Annotated in this window: 26 protein-coding genes; 13 read left to right on the top strand and 13 right to left on the bottom strand. The window is 72.3% G+C overall.

What is annotated here, in order from left to right; translation table 11 throughout:
• Positions 1–35 precede the first annotated feature (35 nt).
• Positions 36–1223 carry an MFS transporter gene (locus tag Aau02nite_RS33575; protein ID WP_212992628.1) on the top strand — a complete coding sequence of 396 codons (1188 nt, stop codon included), beginning with the start codon at positions 36–38 and terminating at the stop codon, positions 1221–1223.
• A 102-nt stretch (positions 1224–1325) separates the two neighbouring features.
• Here Aau02nite_RS33575 and Aau02nite_RS33570 read toward each other — a convergent pair whose 3' ends face one another.
• Genes Aau02nite_RS33570 through Aau02nite_RS33560 form a run of 3 tightly spaced genes read right to left on the bottom strand, consistent with a single transcriptional unit; the run spans position 1326 to position 3795 of the window.
• Entirely contained in the window at positions 1326–2066 is a 741-nt protein-coding gene (locus Aau02nite_RS33570) for an amino acid ABC transporter ATP-binding protein (RefSeq protein ID WP_307857970.1), read from the bottom strand.
• A 2-nt stretch (positions 2067–2068) separates the two neighbouring features.
• Entirely contained in the window at positions 2069–2917 is an 849-nt protein-coding gene (locus Aau02nite_RS33565) for an amino acid ABC transporter permease (RefSeq protein WP_212992627.1), read from the bottom strand.
• Positions 2914–3795 (bottom strand): ABC transporter substrate-binding protein, encoded by an 882-nt coding sequence (locus Aau02nite_RS33560; protein WP_212992626.1) that lies wholly within the window; start codon positions 3793–3795, stop codon positions 2914–2916. Before Aau02nite_RS33560 ends, Aau02nite_RS33565 begins: the two co-directional genes overlap by 4 nt.
• A gap of 78 nt (positions 3796–3873) precedes the next feature.
• On the opposite strand from Aau02nite_RS33560, the gene Aau02nite_RS33555 reads away from it, so the two are divergent.
• From Aau02nite_RS33555 to Aau02nite_RS33525, 7 genes are all read left to right on the top strand, one after another.
• A complete protein-coding gene (locus tag Aau02nite_RS33555; protein ID WP_203766914.1) occupies positions 3874–4137 on the top strand; it encodes a phosphoribosyl-ATP diphosphatase in 264 nt (87 codons plus the stop codon).
• A 76-nt stretch (positions 4138–4213) separates the two neighbouring features.
• A complete protein-coding gene (hisG, locus tag Aau02nite_RS33550; RefSeq protein WP_212992625.1) occupies positions 4214–5059 on the top strand; it encodes an ATP phosphoribosyltransferase in 846 nt (281 codons plus the stop codon).
• Positions 5060–5076: 17 nt separating this feature from the next.
• Positions 5077–5526, top strand: a complete 450-nt coding sequence (locus tag Aau02nite_RS33545) for a PH domain-containing protein (RefSeq protein ID WP_246595628.1) — start codon at positions 5077–5079, stop codon at positions 5524–5526.
• A 336-nt stretch (positions 5527–5862) separates the two neighbouring features.
• Positions 5863–6483 carry a translation initiation factor IF-3 gene (gene infC, locus Aau02nite_RS33540; protein ID WP_212992719.1) on the top strand — a complete coding sequence of 207 codons (621 nt, stop codon included), beginning with the start codon at positions 5863–5865 and terminating at the stop codon, positions 6481–6483.
• Positions 6484–6502: 19 nt separating this feature from the next.
• Positions 6503–6697, top strand: coding sequence for a 50S ribosomal protein L35 (gene rpmI / locus Aau02nite_RS33535; protein WP_212992624.1), 195 nt, complete (start codon positions 6503–6505; stop codon positions 6695–6697).
• A 39-nt stretch (positions 6698–6736) separates the two neighbouring features.
• A complete protein-coding gene (gene rplT / locus Aau02nite_RS33530; protein WP_184991627.1) occupies positions 6737–7129 on the top strand; it encodes a 50S ribosomal protein L20 in 393 nt (130 codons plus the stop codon).
• Positions 7130–7202: 73 nt separating this feature from the next.
• The gene (locus Aau02nite_RS33525; protein WP_246595627.1) at positions 7203–8009 is read left to right on the top strand and encodes a TrmH family RNA methyltransferase; all 807 of its coding nucleotides are present in this window, start codon (positions 7203–7205) and stop codon (positions 8007–8009) included.
• Here the strand turns inward: Aau02nite_RS33525 and Aau02nite_RS33520 are convergent.
• A complete protein-coding gene (locus Aau02nite_RS33520; protein WP_212992622.1) occupies positions 7991–8776 on the bottom strand; it encodes a DUF2339 domain-containing protein in 786 nt (261 codons plus the stop codon). The genes Aau02nite_RS33525 and Aau02nite_RS33520 overlap by 19 nt on opposite strands.
• Before the next feature lie 109 nt (positions 8777–8885).
• Here Aau02nite_RS33520 and Aau02nite_RS33515 point away from each other — a divergent pair, with 109 nt between their 5' ends.
• From Aau02nite_RS33515 to pheT, 4 genes are all read left to right on the top strand, one after another.
• Positions 8886–10001 carry a sensor histidine kinase gene (locus tag Aau02nite_RS33515; RefSeq protein WP_212992621.1) on the top strand — a complete coding sequence of 372 codons (1116 nt, stop codon included), beginning with the start codon at positions 8886–8888 and terminating at the stop codon, positions 9999–10001.
• Positions 9998–10600, top strand: a complete 603-nt coding sequence (locus Aau02nite_RS33510) for a response regulator transcription factor (protein ID WP_212992620.1) — start codon at positions 9998–10000, stop codon at positions 10598–10600. Before Aau02nite_RS33515 ends, Aau02nite_RS33510 begins: the two co-directional genes overlap by 4 nt.
• 202 nt (positions 10601–10802) lie before the next feature.
• The gene (gene pheS / locus Aau02nite_RS33505) at positions 10803–11864 is read left to right on the top strand and encodes a phenylalanine--tRNA ligase subunit alpha (RefSeq protein WP_212992619.1); all 1062 of its coding nucleotides are present in this window, start codon (positions 10803–10805) and stop codon (positions 11862–11864) included.
• A 2-nt stretch (positions 11865–11866) separates the two neighbouring features.
• Entirely contained in the window at positions 11867–14344 is a 2478-nt protein-coding gene (pheT, locus tag Aau02nite_RS33500; RefSeq protein ID WP_212992618.1) for a phenylalanine--tRNA ligase subunit beta, read from the top strand.
• A 67-nt stretch (positions 14345–14411) separates the two neighbouring features.
• Here pheT and Aau02nite_RS33495 read toward each other — a convergent pair whose 3' ends face one another.
• The 6 genes from Aau02nite_RS33495 to Aau02nite_RS33470 form a co-directional block, all read right to left on the bottom strand.
• Positions 14412–15188: an SAM hydrolase/SAM-dependent halogenase family protein gene (locus Aau02nite_RS33495; RefSeq protein ID WP_212992617.1), complete on the bottom strand. Its 777-nt coding sequence runs from the start codon at positions 15186–15188 to the stop codon at positions 14412–14414.
• A 67-nt stretch (positions 15189–15255) separates the two neighbouring features.
• The gene (locus tag Aau02nite_RS33490) at positions 15256–15990 is read right to left on the bottom strand and encodes a dienelactone hydrolase family protein (protein ID WP_212992616.1); all 735 of its coding nucleotides are present in this window, start codon (positions 15988–15990) and stop codon (positions 15256–15258) included.
• 52 nt (positions 15991–16042) lie between these two features.
• The gene (locus Aau02nite_RS33485; RefSeq protein ID WP_246595626.1) at positions 16043–16789 is read right to left on the bottom strand and encodes an SDR family oxidoreductase; all 747 of its coding nucleotides are present in this window, start codon (positions 16787–16789) and stop codon (positions 16043–16045) included.
• Between the two features lies 1 nt (position 16790).
• Positions 16791–17204 carry a mycothiol transferase gene (locus Aau02nite_RS33480; protein WP_212992717.1) on the bottom strand — a complete coding sequence of 138 codons (414 nt, stop codon included), beginning with the start codon at positions 17202–17204 and terminating at the stop codon, positions 16791–16793.
• A gap of 37 nt (positions 17205–17241) precedes the next feature.
• Positions 17242–17538: a putative quinol monooxygenase gene (locus Aau02nite_RS33475; RefSeq protein WP_212992615.1), complete on the bottom strand. Its 297-nt coding sequence runs from the start codon at positions 17536–17538 to the stop codon at positions 17242–17244.
• 68 nt (positions 17539–17606) lie between these two features.
• Entirely contained in the window at positions 17607–19013 is a 1407-nt protein-coding gene (locus tag Aau02nite_RS33470; RefSeq protein ID WP_212992614.1) for a M20/M25/M40 family metallo-hydrolase, read from the bottom strand.
• Positions 19014–19113: 100 nt separating this feature from the next.
• On the opposite strand from Aau02nite_RS33470, the gene Aau02nite_RS33465 reads away from it, so the two are divergent.
• Positions 19114–19572 (top strand): MarR family winged helix-turn-helix transcriptional regulator, encoded by a 459-nt coding sequence (locus Aau02nite_RS33465; protein ID WP_212992613.1) that lies wholly within the window; start codon positions 19114–19116, stop codon positions 19570–19572.
• Between the two features lie 62 nt (positions 19573–19634).
• On the opposite strand, the gene Aau02nite_RS33460 is transcribed toward Aau02nite_RS33465, so the two are convergent.
• The 3 genes from Aau02nite_RS33460 to Aau02nite_RS33450 are packed head-to-tail and all read right to left on the bottom strand — an operon-like array spanning position 19635 to position 22669.
• On the bottom strand, positions 19635–20639 hold the full coding sequence (locus tag Aau02nite_RS33460; RefSeq protein WP_212992612.1) for a serine hydrolase: 1005 nt from the start codon (positions 20637–20639) through the stop codon (positions 19635–19637).
• Positions 20640–20694: 55 nt separating this feature from the next.
• Positions 20695–21339, bottom strand: coding sequence for a response regulator transcription factor (locus tag Aau02nite_RS33455; protein ID WP_212992611.1), 645 nt, complete (start codon positions 21337–21339; stop codon positions 20695–20697).
• Positions 21340–21382: 43 nt separating this feature from the next.
• The gene (locus tag Aau02nite_RS33450; RefSeq protein ID WP_212992610.1) at positions 21383–22669 is read right to left on the bottom strand and encodes a sensor histidine kinase; all 1287 of its coding nucleotides are present in this window, start codon (positions 22667–22669) and stop codon (positions 21383–21385) included.
• Between the last annotated feature and the right edge of the window lie 94 nt (positions 22670–22763).

Genomic DNA, 22763 nt, shown 5'->3' with positions numbered 1-22763 from the left:
CGCGCGGCGACTGCTCGATCGTCTAGCTTGGAGCCGTGTCCGAGACCTTGCGCAGGAGCCGGATCGCCACCGCTTTGCTCTTCCTGCTCTACGGCGCGCTGATCGGCACCTGGACGGCGCGCATCCCGGCGGTGAAGCAGCAGCTGGGCCTCAGCGACGGGCGGCTCAGCATCGCCCTGGTCGGGCTGGCCCTCGGCGCCGTGACCGGCATGCAGCTCTCCGGGCGGCTGGTCGACCGGTACGGCAGCCGGCGCATCATGATCCCCGCGGCCCTGGTCGACGGCTGTTTCCTGCTGCCGGTCGCCGCCGCCCCCTCGCTGGTGACGCTGACGGCGGCGCTGTTCGTCTTCGGCGTGGTCCACGGCGTGCTGAACATCGCGATGAACGCCCGCGCAGTGGAGATCGAGCGGGCCGCCGAGCGGCCGATCATGTCGTCGTTCCACGCCGTCTACAGCATCGGCGGGTTCCTCGGGGCGGTGCTCGGCGGCGCGACCGCGGCCGCCGGCCTGCGTCCCCTGGGCACCTTCGCCGTCGTGGCGGTGCTCGGGGCGGCCCTCGCCTGGTGGTCGCGCGGATGGTCCGCGGCCCTGACCGACCCCGGCGACGCCCCGGCCGGCGGGGCCGGGGAGGCCGGAGCGCGGCAGGTCCCGCTCTCCGGGGTGCTCATGCTGGGCACGCTGGCCCTGTGCGCCCTCGTCGGTGAGGGCGCGGCAGCCGACTGGAGCACGGTGTATCTGCGCGACAGCCTGGAGAGCACCGAGGGCTTCGCGGCCGCGGCGTTCGCGGCGTTCTTCATCGCCATGACGGCCGGCCGGCTGACCGGAGACCGGCTGGCCGCCCGGTTCGGCGCCGTCCGGCTGGTTCGCGGCTGCGGCCTGCTCGCGGCGGCCGGGCTCGGCACGGCGCTGCTGATCGGGCAGCCCGTGGCGGGCGTGATCGGCTTCGGCTGCCTGGGCGCCGGCCTGTCCTGCGTCGCCCCGCAGGTCTTCTCGGCCGCGGGCCACCGCAACCCGCAGCGGCCCGCCCAGGCCATCGCCCGGGTGGCGAGCATCGGCTGGCTCGGCTTCTTCGCGGGGCCGGTGCTGATCGGCGGCGCGGCGGAGGTCTTCGGCCTGCCGATGGCGCTGTCCATCCCCGTGCTGCTGGCCCTGCTCGTCGCCGTGGCCGCCGGGGCGCTGCGCCCGGCCCGCGAGCCCGGCGCCGAGATCCTCAGCCGTCGCTGATCCGTTGGCCGGCGCCGGCCCGTTGGCCTGCGCTGACCCGGTGGTCGACGTTGGTTCGGTGGTCGGCGTTGACCCGGTGGCCCGCGCTGGCCTGGTGGCGGGTCAGAGCCGGCCGGCCTCGATGATCCGGGCCAGGAACTGCCGGGTCCGGGCCTCGGTGGGGTCGCCCAGCACCTGCTCCGGCGGCCCGGCCTCGAGCACCCGGCCGCCGTCCAGGAAGACCACCCGGTCGGCCACCTGCCGGGCGAAGCCCATCTCGTGGGTGGCCAGCACCATGGTCATGCCCTCGTCCTTGAGGCCGCGGATCATGGTCAGTACCTCGCCCACCAGTTCCGGGTCCAGGGCGGAGGTGACCTCGTCGAGCAGCAGCAGCCGAGGGCTGTTGACCAGGGCGCGGACGATCGCGACCCGCTGCTGCTGGCCGCCGGAGAGCCGGTCGGGGTAGCTGTCGGCCTTGTCGGCCAGCCCGACCCGGTCCAGCCACTGCAGGGCCTGCTCCCGGGTCTCGGCGGCGGACCGCTTGTGCACGCGTACGGGGGCCAGCGTGATGTTGCGCAGCACCGTCATGTGCGGGAACAGGTTGTACGACTGGAACACCATGCCGATCCGCTGGCGCACCTCGTCCGGGTTGACCCGCGGATCGGTGATGTCCTCGCCGTCGAGGCGGATGGTGCCGTCGTCGATGTCGGTGAGCAGGTTGACGCAGCGCAGCAGGGTGGACTTGCCCGAGCCGGAGGCGCCGATCAGGGCCACCACCTGGTGCTCGTCCACCTCCAGCGACAGGTCGTCGAGCACCACCGCGGACCCGAAGGTCTTCCGGACGTGCTCGCAGGACAGCAGCATGGTCAGGCTCCCGCGGACTGGCGGCGGGCCGCGCGCAGCGTGACCCAGTCGGTGACGCCGATGAGCGGCAGCGCGAGCAGCACGAAGAGCACCCCCGCGACGATGTACGGCGTGTAGTTGGCGTCCTGCGCGACCCCGATCTGCGCCGCGCGTACGGCGTCGATCGGGCCGGCCAGCGAGACCAGCCCGACGTCCTTCTGCAGCGCCACGGTGTCGTTGAGCAGCGGTGGCGCCACCCGGCGGATCGCCTGCGGCAGCACCACGTGCCGCATCGTCTGCCGGTACGTCAGCCCCAGCGACCGGGCCGCGGCGAGCTGGCTGGGATGCACCGACTCGATGCCGGCCCGGAACACCTCGGCCAGGTACGCGCCGTACGTGATCACCAGCGCGGCCCCGCCCAGCACCAGCACGCCCGGGGTGCCCTGCAGCCGCAGGCCGGGGACGCCGAAGGCCATCAGGTAGATGACGATGATCAGGGGCAGGCCGCGGAACGTGTATGTGTAGCCGGTGGCCAGCGCCCGTACCGGAAAGAAGACCGGCCCCCGCAGCGTGCGCAGGGTGGCGATGAGCAGCCCCAGGGCGAGCGCCAGCCCCGCGCAGACGACCAGCAGCCGGACGTTGAGCCAGAGGCCCTCGAGGATCTGCGGCAGCCAGCGCCACGCCACCTCGGGGCTGAAGAACGACTGTTTGACGCGGTCCCAGCCGGGCGCACCGGTGACCGCGACCATGAGCAGCACGCCGACGACCGCAGTGGAGAGCGCCGCGAGCAGCACGGACCGGATCGTCTGCCGTCGCCGGTAGGCGATCCGTCCGCGCTGGATCTCGGAGGGCTGGTGGAGCTCGGTGCTCACGAGAGTTCGGGGGCCCCGCCCGTGCTCGCCAGCCACTGCTTCTCGAGCACCGCGAGGGTGCCGTCCTGGCGCAGCTGGTCGACGGCCTGGGACACGCAGGTGGTCAACGGCGAGCCGAGGTCGAGCACCAGACCGAACTGCTCCGGTACGCCGACCTGCGGCAGCTGGCCGACGATCACGCCGTTGTCCAGCTCGGCCGCGGTCATGTAGAACGCGGTCGGCAGGTCCACCACGATGCCGTCGACCTGGCCGTTCTCCAGGGCCGCCTTGGCGTCGTCGTTGTTGTTGTAGACCTGCGCCTGGGCGGCCGGCTTGATCAGCTCGTTGATCGCCTGGTAGCTGGTGGTGCCGACCTGCGCACCGAGCTTGGCCGCCTTGAGCTCGGCGATCGTCCTGGCCCCGGCGATCTTCGAGCCCTTGGTGGTGATGACCGTCTGCCGGACCAGGTAGTACGGCGAGGAGAAGTCGACGGCCTTGCGCCGCTCGGGCGTGATGGAGAACTGGTTGATGTCGAAGTCGAAGGTCTTCGGGCCCGGCGCGATGGCGTTGTTGAACGTCACGGTCGTCCAGACCACGTTCGACGCGGGATACCCGAGGCGCTCGGCGACCTGGTACGCGACCGCGGACTCGAAGCCCTTGCCGTTGGCCGGCTTGTTGTCGTTGAACCACGGCTCGTACGCCGGGTTGTCGGTGCCGATGGTGAGCTTGCCGGCGGTCCGCGTGGCGAGCCCGCCGGGGGCGCAGGCGGGACCGGAGCCGGAGGCGGAGGCCGACGCGCCGGCCGAGGGGCTCGCCTCGTCGGCGGGCGCGCAGCCCGCGAGGGCGGCGAGGAGTACGGCCGCGCTGCTCAGCGCGGCGAAGGTGTTTCTGCTGACCATGACCGCGAGCCTAGGCCACGTCCCAACCGATGGGGTCGTCCGCCGCCATCGGTTGTTGAGCTGCCACAATCGTCTCCCGTGAAGACGTTCGAAGAGTTGTTCGCCGAGTTGCAGGCGAAGGCGGCACAGCGGACCCCCGGTTCGTCCACCGTCGTGGCGCTGGACAAGGGCGTGCACTTCATCGGGAAGAAGGTCGTCGAAGAGGCGGCCGAGTCCTGGATGGCCGCCGAGCACGAGGGGCCGGAGCGGGCCGCGGAGGAGATCTCCCAGCTGCTCTACCAGGCACAAGTCCTGATGATCGCCACCGGGCTCGAGCTCAAGGACGTGTACCGACATCTCTGATCGGTTTTGAATCGGGTTGTTTCCCGGAGGCCGAGCGTTCTCCGCCTCAATCGAGACCGATCGAAGGAGCACGTCGATGCTGCGCATCGCCATTCCCAACAAAGGCACCCTGTCCACCCCGGCCGCCCAGATGCTGCGCGACGCCGGCTACCGCCAGCGCACCGACCCCAAGGACCTCGTCTGCCGTGACGAGGCCAACAATGTCGAGTTCTTCTACCTGCGTCCCCGCGACATCGCCACGTACGTGGGCTCGGGTGATCTCGATCTCGGTATCACCGGCCGGGACCTGCTGGTCGACTCCGGCGTGCCCGCGACCGAGGTGCTCGACCTGAGCTTCGGCGGGGCCACCTTCCGCTGGGCCGCCCCGGCCGGCGCGCTGGGTTCGGCCGACGAGATCGGCGGCCGGCGCATCGCCACGGCGTACCCCGGGGTCGTCCAGCGCTACCTCGACGAGCACGAGCTCAAGGCCGAGGTGGTCCGCCTCGACGGCGCGGTGGAGAACGCGGTGCGGCTGGGCGTCGCCGACCTGATCGCCGACGTGGTCGAGACCGGCACGACATTGCGCCAGGCCGGCCTGGTCACCGTGGGCGAGCCGCTGCTGCGCAGCTCCGCGATCCTGATCGGCCGCGAGCCGGCCGGTGACTCCGGCCCCGCGGCCCAGCTCATCCGGCGGCTGCAGGGCGTGCTGGTCGCCCGCAGCTTCGTGATGCTGGCGTACGACGTCCGGGCCGACCTGCTGGAGAACGCGACCGCACTGACGCCGGGCATCGAGTCGCCGACCGTGTCGCCGCTGCACCGCGAGGGCTGGGTCGCGGTGCAGGCCATGGTCCGCCGCAACGACGTGCACCGGATCATGGACGAGCTGTATGAGCTCGGCGCCCGCGCGATCCTGGTGACCGACATCTCCAACTGCCGGCTGTGACATCTACAGTGGGGAACGTGACTTCGATCCAGGCGCCGGTCGTCTTCCGGCCGCGGCGCATCCGCTGGGTGGCCGGCTTCTCGGCGGCTGCCGTGGTGATCCTCTTCACCGTGCTGAGCTTCGGCCTGCACGGCTCGACCGGCAACAACCTGGGCACCTACCAGCGCGGCGACCAGGCTGCGATGATCGGCCTGGGTGTCCTGGTCGGGCTGGGCATCCTGGCGTTCACCCGCCCGCGGGCGGTGGCCGGCGCCGACGGCATCAAGGTGCGCAACGTGATCGGCGGCTACGACCTGCCCTGGACGGCGGTGCGGGCGGTGCGCTTCGACCGCAACTCACCCTGGGCGACGCTCGAGCTGCACGACGACGAGACCGTGTCGGTCCACGCGCTGCAGGCGGCCGACAAGGAGTACGCCGTGGAGGGCGTTCGTGCACTTCGCGCCCTCCATTCGGCGGCGACCTCCTGAGCTGGTAGACTCGCCCGGTAGTCGACCACGCTCCTCGTCATGAGGAGCGCGAAAGAGGAGCCCGCTGGTTCCCACCCTGTCGCCCTCGAGGTGGCTGGGTCCGGTCAACCGCTCCGGGATTTCCCGGTGTCGGTGTGCGTCCTCATGGACGCCGATGACCGGTCGAGCGGGCCCTGGCATTCGTGCCGGGGCCTTCTGCTTTCCTCGGCGCCCTGCTGAAGTGGGCGTGAGAGGGCCGACCGACATTGGCAGTGCTTCCCCACAGCCGGAGAACCGGTGCCGGGGAGGACATCCACTAGATCGTTCTGAGGAGGCCCCATCAGCGTCGAACCACGCATTAACGAGCAGATCCGGTCGAGGGAAGTCCGGCTGGTCGGCCCCGAGGGTGAGCAGGTGGGCATCGTCCCGCTGGAGCGCGCCCTGCAGCTGGCCGCGGACGTCGATCTGGACCTGGTCGAGGTAGCGCCGATGGCGCGCCCGCCGGTGTGCAAGCTCATGGACTTCGGCAAGTTCAAGTACGAGAGTGCACTCAAGGCGCGCGAAGCCCGGCGCAACCAGCAACAGACCGTCATCAAGGAAATGAAGCTTCGGCCGAAGATCGACCCGCACGACTACGAGACCAAGAAGGGTCACGTGGTCCGGTTCCTCAAGGCGGGCGACAAGGTCAAAGTGACGATCATGTTCCGTGGTCGCGAGCAGAGTCGCCCGGAGCTGGGTTTCCGGCTCCTGCGCCGGCTCAGCGAAGAGATCTCGGAGCTGGGCTTCGTCGAATCCAGTCCGAAGCAGGACGGCCGCAACATGATCATGGTCCTGGCTCCGCATCGGGCGACCAAGGCCGCTGCCGCTGCCGTCATCGCCGCCAACGCGCGCCCGCCCCGCGAGCCGCGTGAGGGTGAAGAGGCCGAGGCACCGCCGGCCGAGGCTGCTGCCGACACCAGCGCCGTAACCGCAGAGTAATCAGAAAGAGGCGTTCCGAGTGCCGAAGATGAAGAGCCACACCGGCATGGGCAAGCGGGTGAAGATCACCGGTAAGGGCAAGATCGTGCGTGAGCTGGCCGGCAAGCGCCACCTGCTCGAGGGCAAGTCCTCGCACGTCACCCGCCGGATGACCGGTACGGTCGTGGTCTCCAAGGCCGACACCCCGCGAGTCAAGAAGATGCTGGGCCGCTGACGCGCGCGCCACACACGTTCCCCTGTTAGGAGTACAGAAATGGCACGCGTCAAGCGGGCAGTGAACGCCCAGAAGAAGCGCCGTACGCTGCTGGAGACTGCCAGTGGCTACCGCGGACAGCGCTCGAGGCTGTACCGCAAGGCCAAGGAGCAGGTGCTGCACTCGATGCAGTACGCGTACCGCGACCGCCGTGACCGCAAGGGCGACTTCCGCCAGCTGTGGATCACGCGCATCAATGCGGGCGCGCGGGCCAACGGCCTGACCTACAACCGCCTGATCCAGGGCCTCAAGCTGGCCGGCGTCGAGGTGGACCGCAAGATCCTGGCCGACATGGCCGTCAACGACGCCGCCTCGTTCGCGGCGATCGTCGAGATCGCGCGGGCCGCGGTGGCGGCCGAGGGCACCGGCGGCGCCGCCGCTCAGGCTGCCTGATCGTCAGCACTTTTTCGGGGCGTCTTCCGGGTGACCGGGAGGCGCCCCGATGCTGTTCCCTCCAGGAGGACACGTGACCTTCACCCCCCGTACCCCCAGGGTCGTCGCGGCCCGGCGCCTGCAGCGCCGCCGCGACCGCGACCAGACCGGCCGCTTCCTCGCGGAAGGTCCGCAGGCGGTGCGTTCCGCGCTGGCCGCGGGGGTCGTCCTGGAGCTCTTCGGTACGGAGGCGGCGCTGACCCGGCACGCCGACCTGGCCGCCCAGGCGCCGGTCGTGTCCCCGGTGACCGACGACGGTCTCGCGGCGCTGGCCGAGACCGTCCAGCCGCAGGGCCTGGTGGCCGTCTGCGACCAGCTCGACGTGCCGCTGACCGAGGCCCTGGCCAAGGGTCCGCGCCTGGTGGCCGTCGCCGCCGAGATCCGCGATCCCGGCAACGCGGGCACGATCCTGCGCACCGCCGACGCGGCCGGCGCCACCACGGTGATCTTCGCCGGTGACGCGGTCGACCCCTACAACGGCAAGTGCGTCCGGGCGTCCGCGGGCAGCCTCTTCCACGTCGACGTGGTCCGCGCCCCGCTGCGGGTGATCGACGACCTGCGCGACTTCGGCCTGCAGGTGCTGGCCACGACCGGCTACGGCGACGACGACCTGGACACCCTGCTGGACGACGGCTCGCTGGCCGGACCGACTGCCTGGCTGTTCGGTTCGGAGGCCCACGGTCTGCCCGAGGACCTGGTGAAGGCGGCCGACAAGCGCGTCCGGATCCCGATCTACGGCGGCGCGGAGAGCCTGAATCTGGCGGCGGCCGCGGCGGTCTGCCTCTACGCCTCGGCCCGCGCCCACCGCCGGCCGCCCGGCGGTCACAGCGTGACCGCGTAGACCAGGACCGAGACCCCGATGACCGCGTCCACGACGCCGCACCACTCGGCGAAGGCCCGGGGGACGACCTCGTTCCGGCGGAAGTGCCAGTAGTCCCAGCCGGCGTGGGCCAGCCACCCCAGTCCGACCAGGTGGACGCTCAGCACCGGCCCGGCGAGGACCGCGGCCAGGATCAGCCCGAGGTACGCCGCCATCACCGCCAGTTGCCGGATCAGGACGGCCCGCGGGCGCAGGGTGCGCCGCACCGCTCCGATGGTCAGATAGGCGAACGTCAGGACCAGCAGCTTCCACGGCGCGACCGCGGCCGGCTCGACGATCATGTCCACTGTGACGAGCAGGGCCAGTGCGGTGGGCCAGCGGGCCAGCAGACCGGTCCGCGGCTCGTGGACGTGCCCGCCCGTGTACTCCCCGGCGCGGTGCAGCATGGCCAGGACCATGGCGGGCAGCATCAGCACGTGCCCGCCGTGCAGCACCGCCTCGTCCGGGAGCAGGCCGGCCCACCAGGGGACGAGCAGGAGCAGGAAGGGTGCGTACATCGCCGCGGTCATCTCGGCGATCGCGGCGCGGGAGTGGCCCCGGTATCCCATCCAGACCGCCATCGCGACGGACATCGTGGTGGCCATCCACAGCGCCGACAGGTCCACCCTCGACGGGGTCCAGAACGGGGCCAGGGCCACCATGCCGACGACCATCGCGGCGAGCATCTCCAGCAGGTGCCGGACGAAGGGCCAGGTGCGAGTGCGGGTGTGTGCCAACGAAACTGTCATGCGGGAAGCGTCGGCCTCGCCGCGCGCAACCGGCACCCTCGCCGCCGCACCCGTCAACCGTGAACTTTTCACGGGTCGCCCGTGCGGGTCCCGCGCCTAGCATCAGCGCATGCACAGACAGATGCGCCGGGCCCGGGTCGTCACCCTGGTCGTGCTGGCGGCCAACGGCTCGATGGCGTTGTTCCTGCCGTCGATCGGGCTCTGGCGCGAGCCCGGCACGGTCCGGATCGTCCTCGGCGCGGCCGGCATCCTGCTGTTCTCGGTCGCCCAGGGGTTCGTCCTGCACGCCCTGGTGACGCCATGGCTCAGCGCCCGGTCCCGCCGCGCCGCCTTGCTCGGCTTCGCCGCAGCGTCCGTCGCGTCCGTGCCGTTGGTCGGTCCCGCCGGTGGCACCTGGCCGAGCTGGGCCTGGCTCGGCGCCTGCATCATCGGGGTACTGCCGGTGATCACGGGCAAGTGGACGGCGGCGGCGCTCAGCGCGGTCACCGCGGCGGTCGCGGTGCTGACCACGCCGGGCTCGGCCCGGGATGCCCTGATCATCACGGTCGGCGTCGGCGCCGGCATCGCGGCGATCAACGCCTTGCAGCTCTGGTTCTGGGAGCTGCTGGTGCAGGCGGAGCAGGGCCGGGCGGCGCAGTCCCGGCTGGCCGCCGGCGAAGAACGGCTGCGGTTCGCCCGGGACATGCACGATTCGCTGGGTCACCACCTGTCGGTGATCGCGCTCAAGGCGGAGCTCGCCGAGCGTCTCGCCCCGGTGGATCCGCCGCGAGCGGCCCGGGAGGCCGCGGAGGTGCGCGGGCTCGCCATGTCCGCGCTGACCGAGTTGCGGGAGGTCGTGCACGGCCACCGCCAGGTCGACCTGCGCGAGCAGCTGACCGCCATCGAGCAGGTCCTGCAGTCTTCCGGGGTGCGCTGCACGGTGCAGGCGCCCGCCGGTGAGCTGCCCGCGCCGATCGCCGGGCCGCTCGCCGCCGTGCTGCGCGAGGCCTCCACGAACGTGCTGCGGCACAGCCGGGCGGCGTGGTGCACGATCGACCTCGTCCGGGTCGGACCGGAATTCATGATGACCGTCGTCAACGACGGCGCGGGCGACGCCGGGCCCGACCGGCACAGCCAGGGCCTGCACGGCCTGGCGGAACGGCTGGCGGAGTCCGGCGGCGTGCTGCGGACCCGGGCGGCGGACGGCCGGTTCACGGTCGAGGCCGTCGTACGCTCGGCGCCATGATCCGGCTGCTGCTCGCCGACGACGAGGAGTTGATCCGCGTCGCCCTGGCCGCGCTGCTGGGCCTGGAAGCCGATCTGGACGTGGTGGCCCAGGCCGCGGACGGCCACGAGGCGGTGGAGTCCGCGCTGCGGCACCGCCCTGACGTGGCGGTGGTGGACCTCCGGATGCCGCTGGACGGTATCGAGGTCACCGCCGAGCTGGCTCGCGTCCTGCCGTCCTGCGCGGTGGTCATCCTCACCGGGCACGCCCGGCCCGCCCAGCTGCACCGGGCCCTGGCCGCCGGCGCGAAGGGCTTCCTGCCCAAGGGTTGCAAGGGCGGCACGCTCGCCGACGTGATCCGGCGCGTGCACGGCGGTGGCCGGTACGTGGACCCCGGCCTCGCGGCGGACGCCCTCAGCATGCCGGAGTGCCCGCTGACCCCGCGCGAGCTCGACGTGTTGCGCTGCGCCGAGCCCGACGTGCCGGTGTCGCTGATCGCCCGCCGCCTGCACCTGTCGCCCGGGACGGTCCGCAACCACCAGACCGCGATCCTGGCCAAGCTGCGCGTCGGCAGCCGCACCGAGGCCGCCGCCGTGGCCCGGGACAACGGCTGGCTGTGAGCAGTGGGCGATACCCGGTTGTCCCTGGCGGTATGCTGGGTCCCATGCGCCGAGTGCACCCGATGATGTTTACCCAGCCCGCTGGTCGCGGGCGCCGGGTCTGACACTCCTGCGCGACTTCCCCTGACCGGCGGGCTGCGGCTCAGCCGCGCCTCCGTACACTGCCCGATGGCTCATCCGGTGTGAGGGAGTTCGCCCGACCATGTCCTACCGCAACGATCCGTACGATCCGAAGCAGGCCGTCCTGCTCGCCCCCGAGGCTCTCGAGGCCGCCGTCGCCGACGCGGAGAAGGCGTTCGCCGGCGCGGGCGACCTCGACGCGCTCGGCGCGCTGAAGCCCGCGCATCTCGGTGACCGCTCGCCGGTGTCGCTGGCCCGGCGCGAGATCGGCTCACTGCCGCCGCACGCCAAGTCGGAGGCCGGCAAGCGTGTCAACATCGCCCGGCAGTCGATCCAGGGCGCGTTCGACGCCCGGCTGGCCGAGCTGGAGCTCGAGCGGGCCGCCCGGGTCCTGGTGGAGGAGCGCGTCGACGTCTCCCTGCCGTGGGACCGGGCCCCGCGGGGCGCCCGGCACCCGCTGACCACGCTGATGGAGCACATGGGCGACCTGTTCGTCGGCATGGGCTACTCGGTCGTCGACGGGCCCGAGCTGGAGCTCGAATGGGCGAACTTCGACGCGCTCAACATCGGCCCGGACCACCCCGCGCGCGGGCTCATGGACACGTTCTACGTGGACCTGCCCGGCCTGGTCATGCGCACCCACACGTCGCCCGGCCAGGTGCGGACCATGCTGAGCCGCAAGCCGCCGATCTATGTGGTGAGCCCCGGGCGGGCGTACCGCACGGACGAGCTGGACGCCACGCACAGCCCGGTGTTCCACCAGATCGAGGGCCTGGTCGTGGACGAGGGCATCACCCTGGCCCACCTCAAGGGCACGCTGGACCACTTCGCCAAGTCGATGTTCGGGCCGGACGCGCGGACCCGCTGGCGGCCGAACTACTTCCCGTTCACCGAGCCGTCGGCGGAGTTCGACGTCTGGTTCGCCCAGCACCGCGACGGCCCGCGCTGGGTCGAGTGGGGTGGCTGCGGCCTGGTGAACCCGCGGGTGCTCACCGCCTGCGGCATCGACCCCGAGCGGTACTCGGGCTTCGCGTTCGGCATCGGGGTCGAGCGCACGCTGATGTTCCGCAACGGGGTCAGCGACATGCGCGACATGGTCGAGGGTGACGTGCGGTTCACCCGCAACTTCGGGATGGCGGTCTGATCATGAAGCTGTCTCTGTCCTGGCTGCGCGAGTACGTGCAGCTGCCGGCGGTGCTCACCGCCGAAGAGCTGGAACGCAAGCTGGTCGGCCTCGGCATCGAGGTGGAGTCCATCGTCGACCAGGCCGCCACCGTCCGGGGCGACCTGGTCGTCGGCCGGGTGCTCGAGATCGAGGAGCTGACCGGTTTCAAGAAGCCGATCCGCTTCACCCGCGTGGACGTCGGCAACCCGGAGCCGCAGGAGATCGTCTGCGGCGCCCGCAACTTCGCCGTGGGCGACCTCGTCGTGGTCATCCTGCCCGGCGGCGAGCTGCCCGGCGGTTTCAAGATCGGTGCGCGCAAGACGTACGGGCGCAACTCCAACGGCATGATCTGCTCCGCCGCCGAGCTCGGGCTCAGCGGCGACCACTCGGGCATCATCGTGCTGCCGGAGAGTTCCGCCGTGCCCGGGGTGGACGCGCGCCCGATCGTCGGGCTCGACGACGTGATCATCGACGTGGAGATCACCCCGGACCGCGGTTACGAGATGAGCATCCGCGGGGTGGCCCGGGAGCTGGCGTACGCGTACGCCACGGCGTACACCGACCCGGGCGCCGGGCCGGCTCCCGGTGCGACCGCCGAGCCGCCGCACCCGGTCCGGATCGACGACACGGTCGGCTGCGACCGCTTCGCCGCGCGCGTGGTCCGCGGCATCGACCCGTCGGCGCCGTCGCCGCAGTGGATGCAGCGCCGGCTGGTCACCGCCGGGGTGCGGACGATCTCGCTGGCCGTCGACATCACCAACTACCTGATGCTCGAGCTGGGCCAGCCGATGCACGCGTTCGATCTGAACCTGCTGCGCGGCGGCCTGGTCGTGCGCCGGGCCCGCCCGGGCGAGAAGCTGACCACCCTGGACGGTGTCGCGCGCGTGCTCGACGCCGAGGACATGGTGATCTGCGACGACTCCGGGCCGATCTCGCTGGCCGCGGTCATGGGCGGCGAGACCAGCGAGGTGCAGCCGGACACGGTGGACGTGCTGCTGGAGGCCGCCCACTGGGACCCGGTGATGGTCGGTCGCACGGCGCGCCGGCACAAGCTGTTCAGCGAGGCGGCGAAGCGCTGGGAGCGCGGCGTCGACCCGCAACTGCCGCTGGTCGCCCTGGACCGGGCGGTCGCCCTGCTCACCGAGCACGCGGGCGGCACCGTGGACGAGCGGGTGCTGGACATCGACCACGTCGCCGCGCCGGCCCCGGTGCTGCTCGACACGACCCTGGCGACCCGGCGGATCGGCCTGGCCTACGACACCGAGCGGATCACCGCGCTGCTCGGCCAGGTCGGCTGCACGGTGCGCGGGGTCGAGCCGCTCGAGGTCACCCCGCCGTCCTGGCGGCCCGACCTGGTGGCGCCGATCGACCTGGTCGAGGAGGTGGCCCGGCTCGGCGGCTACGACGCCATCCCGAGCATCCTGCCGCCGGTGCGCGGCGGCGGCCGGCTCACCCCCGGCCAGCTGCGCCGGCGCACGGTCGGTCGGGCGATGGCCGAGAACGGCTACGTCGAGGTGCTGTCGTACCCGTTCGTGGCGCCCGGTGCGGCGGACGCGTTCGGCCTGGCCGCTGACGACCCCCGGCGCAGCGCCGTGCGGCTCACCAACCCGATGTCCGAGCAGGAGCCGCTGCTGCGCACCTCGCTGCTGGCGCCGCTGCTCGGCACGCTCAAGCGCAACCTGGGCCGCGGTGAGCGCGATCTCGCGCTCTACGAGACCGGCACGGTCTTCCTGCCGCACCTGACGGCCGTCGCGCCGCCGGTGCTCGGGGTGGAGCACGGCCCGTCCGACGAGGACTGGGCGGCGGCGAACGCCATCGTCCCCGAGCAGCCGTGGCACCTGGCCGCGGTCCTGACCGGGGACGCGGCGCCGGCCGGCTGGTGGGGCGCGGGCCGGCCCGCGACCTGGTCGGACGCGATCGAGGCGGCGCGCGTCGCGCTGTCGGCGGCGGGCATGACCCCGGACCGGATCACGGTACGGGCTGCCGAGTACGCCCCGTGGCATCCGGGCCGGTGCGCGGCGATCGCGGTCGACGGCACGGTCATCGGGTACGCGGGCGAGTTGCACCCGGGCGTGATCTCGGCCCTGGAACTGCCGAAGCGCACCTGCGCGATGGAGCTGGACCTGGACGCGATCCCGGCGGTACCGGTGATCCAGGCCCAGCGGATCTCCACGTTCCCGCCGGCGCTGATCGACGTGGCGCTGGTGGTGGACCAGGCGGTGCCGGCGGCGGAGGTCGAGGCCGCGCTGACCGAGGGGGCGGGCCCGCTGCTGGAGGCGGTCCGGCTCTTCGACGTGTACGCCTCGGAGCAGGTCGGCGCGGGGCTGAAGAGCCTGGCGTACAACCTGACGTTCCGCGCGCCGGACCGGACGCTGACGGTCGAGGAGGCCGTGGCGGCCCGGGACGCGGCGGTGGCACTGGCGGCGTCGCGGGTCGGAGCGGTACTCCGCGGCGCCTGATCGAACTGGGGTGACGGCCGGGAGCTCCTGCGGGAGATCCCGGCCGTTCGCTGTTGTCCGTGGGACGTCAGCTCACGATCTCGACCGGGGTGCCGGCGGCCGGGTAGCCGAAGAGCTCGGCCGCGTTCCCGCCGCGGGCCAGCAGCTCGAAGCACATCCGGTCGCCGCCGCCGGTGCCGCTGGGCCAGCCGGAGCTGCCCGGCGCGAACGACACCTGCCCGGCCGGTACGGCGAACACGCCGTCGCTGACCACGGCCTCGGCCTCGGTGCCGCCGATGCGTACCCGGACGGTCGTGCCGGTCTCCGCCGGCGCCTCGAACCAGCTGGTCTTGAGGTTGCCGTAGCCGTCGGTGTAGACGACCGCGCGCTGCGGGGCCGTACCGATCGGGACCACCTCGCCGAGCAGGTCGTCGTCGCCGCGGACCAGGCCCGCGACCGCGGCCGGGAACACGTCGCGGGAGCGGAACTGCGAGCCGGCGTCGGGCACCTTCACCGCGTGCAGCGGCACACCCTCGTCGGCGAGGAAGGACAGGCTGGCCCCGGAGTCCACGCCGACGACCAGCACGCCGGAGGGCAGGCGCGCCGCGACCAGCCGCTCCCCGGCGTTGTCCGCACGCGCCTGCTCCTCGTCCTGGCGGGGCGCCACGTTGGCGTAGATCACCCGGTCGGCGGGGCCGGACCCGAAGGCCAGCTGGGCCACGCAGAACCCGGCGCCGACCGTGTCGAACGGTGGCACGGAGAGCGCTTCGACCCGGGCCTCGGGCAGCAGCTCCGCGAACGTCTGACGGACCTCGGCGAACGCGAGGTCCCCGGTGCCGTAGTCGGCCACAACGGTGATGAGCATGCCTCGAGCCTAAGGACAACCGGCCGGATCCGCCGCGCTCCGCCCCGCCGGTGTCACCGTCCGGGTATCACCGGGCGGTCAGGAACGAGACCGCCTCGGTCAGGGCCAGGTCGGTCAGGACCGGGTCGTGCCGGGCGCCGACGTCGCGCATGAACGCGTGCTCGCCGCCCCGGTAGACGTGCAGCTCGAGGTCGTCCTGGCCGGCGGCGTACAGGGCGGACAGGATCTCGGCGCGGGCGCCGGCGGGCACGTGCGGGTCCTGGGAGCCGAAGACGATCATCAATCGGCCCCGGATGTCGGCGGCGCGGGCGAGGGATCCCGCGTCGGCGTCGGCACCCAGCGCGCCGTTGTGCAGCCCGGTGGGATAGAAGCACACGGTGGCCGCCACCCGCGGGTCGAACGCGGCCCGGAACACGAGGTGACCGCCGATGCAGAAGCCCGTGGCGAACAGCGTCGTGACGTCGGCGCGCTGCTCCAGGAAGTCGAGCACCGCGACCCGGTCCTCGTCGAACTGCGCGGTGGTGGTCGCGGCCGCCCCGGCCAGGCCGGCCTGCTTGCCGGCGTCGTCGAACTCCAGCACCACGCCGGCCAGCTCCGTGCGCGGGTAGATCTCCGGCACGCAGACGACGAAGCCGGCCGAGGCCAGCCGCCGCGCGGTGCGCAGCGTCGACTCGGTCAGCTGGAAGATGTCGGTGTACAGCAGCACACCCGGCCACGGGCCGTCGCCCACCGGGCTGATGACCACCGAGCGGATCTCGTAGCCGGACGCCGGTACCCGTACCTCGTCCTCACGCAGTTTCATGCCGAGTGACCCTACTGGCTCACGGCCGCCGGCCCGGGCCGGCGGCCCCGGGTCAGTCGATGGTATGGCCGCCGTTGACGGTCAGGCGTTCGCCCGTCATGAACCGGGACGCGTCGCTCGCCACGAACGCCACCACGTCGGCGATGTCCTCGGGCCGGCCCAGCCGGCCCAGGGGCACGTCACGCACGTACCCGGCGCTGTCCTCGGCCGTGACCACCCCGTGGCGTTCGACCGGGATCCAGCCCGGCGCCACCACGTTCACCGTGATGCCGTCCGCGCCGAGCTCCCGCGCCCAGGTGCGGGCCAAGCCGATCTGGGCGCCCTTCGCCGCGTTGTAGGCCGAGGCGCCCGGCAGCGCCCGCTCGAACGAGTCGGAGCCGATGTGGATGAAGCGGCCCGAGCCCAGCTTCCGCATGCCCGGCAGGGTGGCCTGCAACAGCAGCGTCGGGCTCTTCACGAAGAACACCAGCTGGTCCAGGTGGGCCTGCCAGGAGACCTCGGCAGCCGGGGCGAGCGGCTGCGGCCCGGTCGCGTTGGCCACCACCACCTGCACCGGGCCCAGCTCGGCGGCGACCGCGGTCACCAGCGCCGCGACCTCGGCCTCGTCGGTCACGTCGGCGCCGAACGCGGCCGCCCGGCCCCCGGCCGCGACGATGTCGGCCACCACCTTCTCCGCGCCCGCCCGGTCGGAGCGGTAGTTCACGGCGACCGGCCGGCCGTCGGCGGCGAGGCGCCGGGCGATCTGCGCGCCCAGACCCCGCGAGGCACCGGTGACCAGGGCGCTGCCCGAGATCGTCAACTCATTCTCCCGTCGTACCGTCGAGCAGCTCGCGGACGGCGTCGGCGTGACCCGCGTGCCGGGCGGTCTCGTTGATCAAGTGGATGAGCACGAAGCGTAGATCCGTGCCGTCGCCGGCGCGCGCCGGCGTACCCAGGTCTCCCAGCTCTCGGACCGCGGCGTCGGTCGCCGCGGCCCGCTCGCGGTACGCCCGGATCGCGTCCTCGATCGTCAGCGCCGGCCCCGGGAAGTATTCGTCCTCGCTCTTGCCGGTCGGCCGGTCCAGCATCTCGCCGTCGATCCAGCGCCACTCGACGTGGGTGAGGTGGTTGACCAGCCCGAGCAACGGCAGCAGCTTGCCCTCCGGGCGCCAGCGGGACTGCTCGTCGGTGATGCCGCCCACCTTGCGCAGCACCGCCCCGCGCAGGAACGCCAGAGCTCCAGCTCGTCAGGCGTGCCGGCGGGGAAGCCGGTCACATGAGCCCGCCGGCGATCGTCAGCTCCTGACCGGTGAACTCGCCCGTCAGCATGGGCATCGCCCGGGCGATGGCCGCCCTGGTCTCCGACAGCTGCAGGGAGGCCGCGTGGTGGTCCCTGCTGTCCCAGACCTCGTTGACCCAGATCAGGTCGGGCTCGGTCTCGGACACGCCGACCACGTACAGCCGGCAGCCCGCCGCGCGCAGCCCGTCCACGCCGCTGAGCAGGATCTCCACGACCTCGTCGCGGTGGCCCTCCTTGGTGCGGATGGTTGCCAGATAGCCGTACGACACGCCGTTCCTCCCGGTCCCGGGGCATGGTCAGCCCGCGGGGCGACATTACGCCGCCGGGGTGGCGGGACTCAGCTCGCCGGCAGCGGGGCCGCCACCGGGCTGCGGTGACCGGCGCGGTCCACGGCGCGTACCCCGAAGAAGACGTTGTCCTTCGACAGGTCGATCGTCACCGTGGTCACGTCGCCGACCGCCAGCACGTTGGTCCAGTCCGGGGCGGTGGTCTCGCGCCAGACCACCTCGTAACCGGCCAGGTCGGCGCTGGTGCCGCGCTGCCAGCGCAGGGTCGTCTCGTTGGTCAGCTGGGTGGTGTCGATCACCACGCCCTTGGGTGTGCCCGGGGCCTGGGCCAGCGACCACAGGGCGGCCGCGTTCACCCGGGCCACCCGGGCGATGTACTTGAAGTCGCAGAACTCGACCAGGTCGCCGTACTGGATGCCGTTCTCGACGCGGACGTCCTGGTGCTCGTGCGCGAAGTTCTCCCGGGGCTCGGTGAGGCGGGCCGCCGGATAGCCGCGCAGCAGGAACGAGATGTGGTCGCTGCCGCGCAGGTAGCGGTCGCGGCGCCAGACGACCCGCACCTTCATGCCGGTCTGCGGATTCTCCGCCACGTCCCGGACGAAGCGGCCGAGCTGGCGCGACGGTCCGTCGTTCTCGCCGCCGACCGACTTGCGGACGGTGGCCTCGGCGGCGGTCTCGGCGGTGGGCACTCCCTCGACGAACAACCGGACCGTGCGGGGATCCGAGGACGAGCCGTCGTGCGCGTCGCCGGTGCCGATGATGTCGTTGCTGAACATGGCCTGCACGTCGGTGCCGGCATTCTTGAACTGCTGGGCCATGTGGTCGGAGCCGTACAGGCCCTGCTCCTCGCCCGCGACGGCGGCGAAGACGACGGTGGCCTCGGTGTGCCGGGCCGCCATCACCCGGGCCAGCTCCATGATCGCCGCCACGCCGGACGCGTCGTCGTCGGCGCCCGGGGCGTCGCTGGTGGCGTCCAGCACGTCGGAGGCCCGTGAGTCGTAGTGGCCGGTCACGACGTACACCCGGCCGGGGTCGGTGTCGCCGCGCAGCGTGGCGACGATGTTGGTGATCCTGGTCGGCACCGGAATGCGCGGGGAGACCGGCTGGACGAACGACTGCAGCTCGACGGTCATCCGGCCGTCGGAGGCCGCCGCGTAGGCGGTGAGCTGCTCGAAGATCCAGTCCCGGGCCGCGCCGATGCCGCGCGCCGGATCGTCCTGGGCGGACAGGGTGTGCCGGGTGCCGAACGCGGCCAGCCGGGTGACGATGGCGCCGATCCGGTTGGGGTCGATCTCGCGCAGCAGCGCCCGCAGCTGCTTGTCGGGCGACTGGCCGTGCAACCCGCGTCCGCGGGCATGGGCGGCGCGGGCCCCGAGGACCGGCGCCGCCGCGACGCCCGCGGAGGCCGCGAGGAAGGCGCGCCGCGACGAGATGGGCTTTTCGCGGTGATCCGTCATACCCCAGCATCGTCGTCCACCCCGGGGCAGATGTCCATGCTCATCGATGTCAGAACTCGGCCCTTGACCTCCAGCCCGGTTGAGGTTCTAGCGTCACGACGTGGCGATGAAGACGTACTCGGAGGCGGAACTGACGGCGCAGCCGATCGGTTACTGGACCGGCGCGGCGTACCGGGCGGTCGTCGGGCGGATCCGCGCGGAGCTGGCGGTGGAACAGCTGACCCAGCCGCACTGGTGGATCCTGAACCACGTGGCCGGCGCGCCCGGGAGGTGGGAGCGCGGCGGGCTGACCGAGCGGCTGACGCCCTTCGACGACCAGGGGACGGATTTCGCGGCGGTCTTCGACGATCTGGAGGGGCGCGGCTGGGTGGTGCGGGCCGGGGACGGGTCGCTGACGCTGAGCGAGGTGGGGGAGCAGGGCCGCCTGCGGGCCCGGGAGCGCAACATGCGGGCCCACGAGGAGATGCACAAAGGCATAACCCCGCAGGAGTACGCGGCCACGCTCACGATCCTGCGCCGAGTGATCGACAACCTGGGCGGCGACAGCGACCTCCCGTAAGGGTTGAACCCCGTCGCGGCCACGGCATGCACTCCGCCATGCCGTGACCGCGTCTCAGGAAATCAGCCGCCGCTGACCGGGCTGAACGGCTTGGGCAGCGAGCGCGGCACCGCCGTGCGCGCCTTTGCGGTCGTCGGCACGGCCGGCAGGTTGTCCAGCATGGTCCGCCCGATCTTGGCGTGGGCCTGCACCGCCGGGTGGGTCGCGCCGTAGTTCCCCGGGTCGCCCAGGCCCTCGGCGAACATCGCGTACGTCAGCAGCGGCACCCCGTCCGCGCTGAACATGATGCCGACCTCGTGCCGGGACTCGCCCAGGTCGTTGTCGTCGGCGCCGTACTTGGTCGCGATCCGCTCACGCTCCTTGGAGGACATGACCCGGCGGACGCCGTCGTGGTAGCCGTTGATCCAGCGGGTGATGCTCAGCAGGAAGTCGCACGACTCCGGCTTCAGCAGCGTCTTGGTCGCCAGGCGCCACAGCAGGTCGTGCATCTCGCGCGGCGTCGTCGGGCCCAGGAAGAAGCGGTTCGGGTTGGCCACCGGCTCGACCCGGGTGTGCACGAAGCCCTTGGCCGCGAGGATCTCGTTGATCTCCAGCGCCGGCACCACCCGCCCGCACATGCGGACCGCCGTGTTGTCCGAGACCAGCAGCATCGCGGTCAGGAAGTTCGCCACCGTGATCTCGTCGCCGTAGACGCGGTGCAGGTGGTAGATGCCGGAGCCGTCGAGGATGATGTCGGCGTTGAGGTCCAGCTTGGTGCCCAGGGTCAGCTGACCACGGTCGATCTTGTCCATGACGGCGGTGGCGACGGCAAGCTTCTGCACGCTGTAGCCGTACGTGACGTGGTCGGCGTCGTCCTCGACGATGGGCTTGATCGCGCCGGTGGCGTCCACGGCCGCGATGTGGGTGTGCCAGAGGCCGCCGGCCTTGGCCTTCTCCTTCGCGTACACCTTCTTGATGCTCGCCGGGCCGGCCGCCGCGGCCTGGGCGGGGCTGCTCACGCCGACACCCGCGACTGCTGCCGCGGCGCCGAGACCGAGTGCCGAACGGCGGGACATGCTGGTTGACATCGTTCTCCCTCAATGGACGGACGGTGGACCACGCGGCAACGTACACCACGCCCGCTCATGCCCGGAGGTATCGCAGCACGGCGAGCACCCGGCGGTGGTCGGTGCGCGCCTGGGGCAGGTCGAGCTTGGTGAAGATGGCGGTGACGTGCTTCTCGACGCTGCGTTCCACCAGGTGCAGGGCTTCGGCGATGGCCACGTTGGACCGTCCCTCGGCGAGCAGCCCGAGAATCTCGCGCTCCCGGCCACTGAGCCGGGCCAGCCCCGCATCGACGGCCGGCGCGGCGAGCAACTGCCGTACCACCTCGGGGTCCAGGGCCGTACCGCCGTCCGCGACCCGCCGCAGCGCCCCGACGAACTCGTCGGTGCTGACGATCCGGTCCTTGAGCAGATAACCGACCCGCCCGGCGTTCTCGGAGAGCAACTGCCGCGCATAACCGGTCTCGACCCACTGGGAGAAAACCAGCACCCCGACCGAGGGGTACGCGGACCTGATCGTCAACGCCGCCCGCAGACCCTCATCGGTGTACGTGGGCGGCATCCGCACATCCACAACGGCGGCATCCGGCGGATCCGCGGCCACGGCGGCAAGCAACGCCCCGGCATCGGGAACAGCGGCGACGACCTCCACGTCATGCTCCCCGAGCAGCAACGCGATACCGTCCCGCAACAACGGATTGTCCTCGGCGATCACCACGCGCACCGTCAGCCTCCGATCACCGGGGTCGTCCACCACATGGTCAGCACTACCGTTCCGGAAGAATCATCGTCACCGTCGTCGGCCCGCCCGGCGGCGAGTCCACGGCGAGCGAACCGTCGAGCGCCGCCGCCCGCCGCGCCAGCCCCGCCAGCCCCGTCCCGGAGGAAGCGGTCCGGGCGACATGCTCTGTTTCGCCCGTATCGGCGCCGGCTGCCGCGGATCGGGCGCCGCCCGGGGTGACGACTGCCGCGCCGCCCCGGCCGTTGTCGGTCACCGTCAGGCGGAGGCGGTGGTTCTCCGTGCGGAGGTCGATGCCGACCCGGGTCGCGTTCGCGTGGCGGGAGACGTTGGTCAGCAGCTCGGCCACCGCGAAGTACACCGCCGATGCCGTGGCGTCCGGTGGCCGGGCGGTCAGTGCGACCCGGACCTCCGCCGGCACGGCGCTGCGGGCGGCCAGCGTGGTCAGGGCCACCTGGAGGCCGTCGTCCAGCGCCGGCGGGTGCATGCCGCGGACGATGTCGCGGAGCTCGGCCAGTGCTTCGGTGACCGTGCCGCGGGCGTCCGCCGCGAGCTTGCGGACCGGTTCCTGGGTGCTGTGGTGCTCGATCCTGGACAGCGTCAGGCCCAGGGCGACCAGCCGGGCCTGGGTGCCGTCGTGCAGGTCGCGTTCGACCCGGCGGAGCAGTGCGGCCGCGTCCGACTGCAGGGCCGCCCGGCCCGCTTCGAGTTCGGCGATGCGGCGCTGGGCCTCGCTCGGGTGCAGCAGGGCCCGCACCAGGAAGCGGTCGATCAGCACGAGCAGGCGCAGCCACCAGGGCGTCGCCAGCAGGACCGCCAGGCCCTGCGACGCGATGATCCAGGTCTGCGACCACGTGTCGGCCTCGAACGCCTGCACATCCCCGGGAATCAGGAACCACCACAGCGGATAGGTGATGCCGATCGGCGCGACCACCACCGCGAACAGCCCCGGGTACGCCCCGACGACCGCCAGCGGCCAGCGGGCCAGACAGTAGGCCAGCGCCCGCCACGCCGTCGGATCGCTCGGCAATGCCCGGACCCGTCCCCACCAGCTCCCGCCGGCCGGCGGCGGTGGGTCGGCCCAGTCCCAGCCGAGCAGCTTCCGGGCCGGGCCGCGGAAGTAACGCGGGGTGAGCCGGGCCAGGGCCAGCACACCCACCAGCAGAGGCAGCCCGACGGTCAGCACCGACGCCGCCGCGGTGACAGCGCCGACCACAGCCAGCACGAAGGTCGGCAGCCCGAGGAACACCCCCGAGACCAGGTAAGCCAGCTCCCGCCAGGTGCGCGCGGTGAGCCAGGCCCGTACCACGATCACCCGGCCACCTCGATCCGCCGCACGCGCATCGCAGGCTGCCACCCGCGGTCGCCACCGGGCCCGTCCGGCAGAGAGCTCACCCGGCCACCTCGAT

The sequence above is a fragment of the Actinoplanes auranticolor genome (assembly GCF_018332655.1).
GTDB lineage: Bacteria > Actinomycetota > Actinomycetes > Mycobacteriales > Micromonosporaceae > Actinoplanes > Actinoplanes auranticolor.
This window is presented reverse-complemented; position numbering and strand designations above follow the sequence as displayed.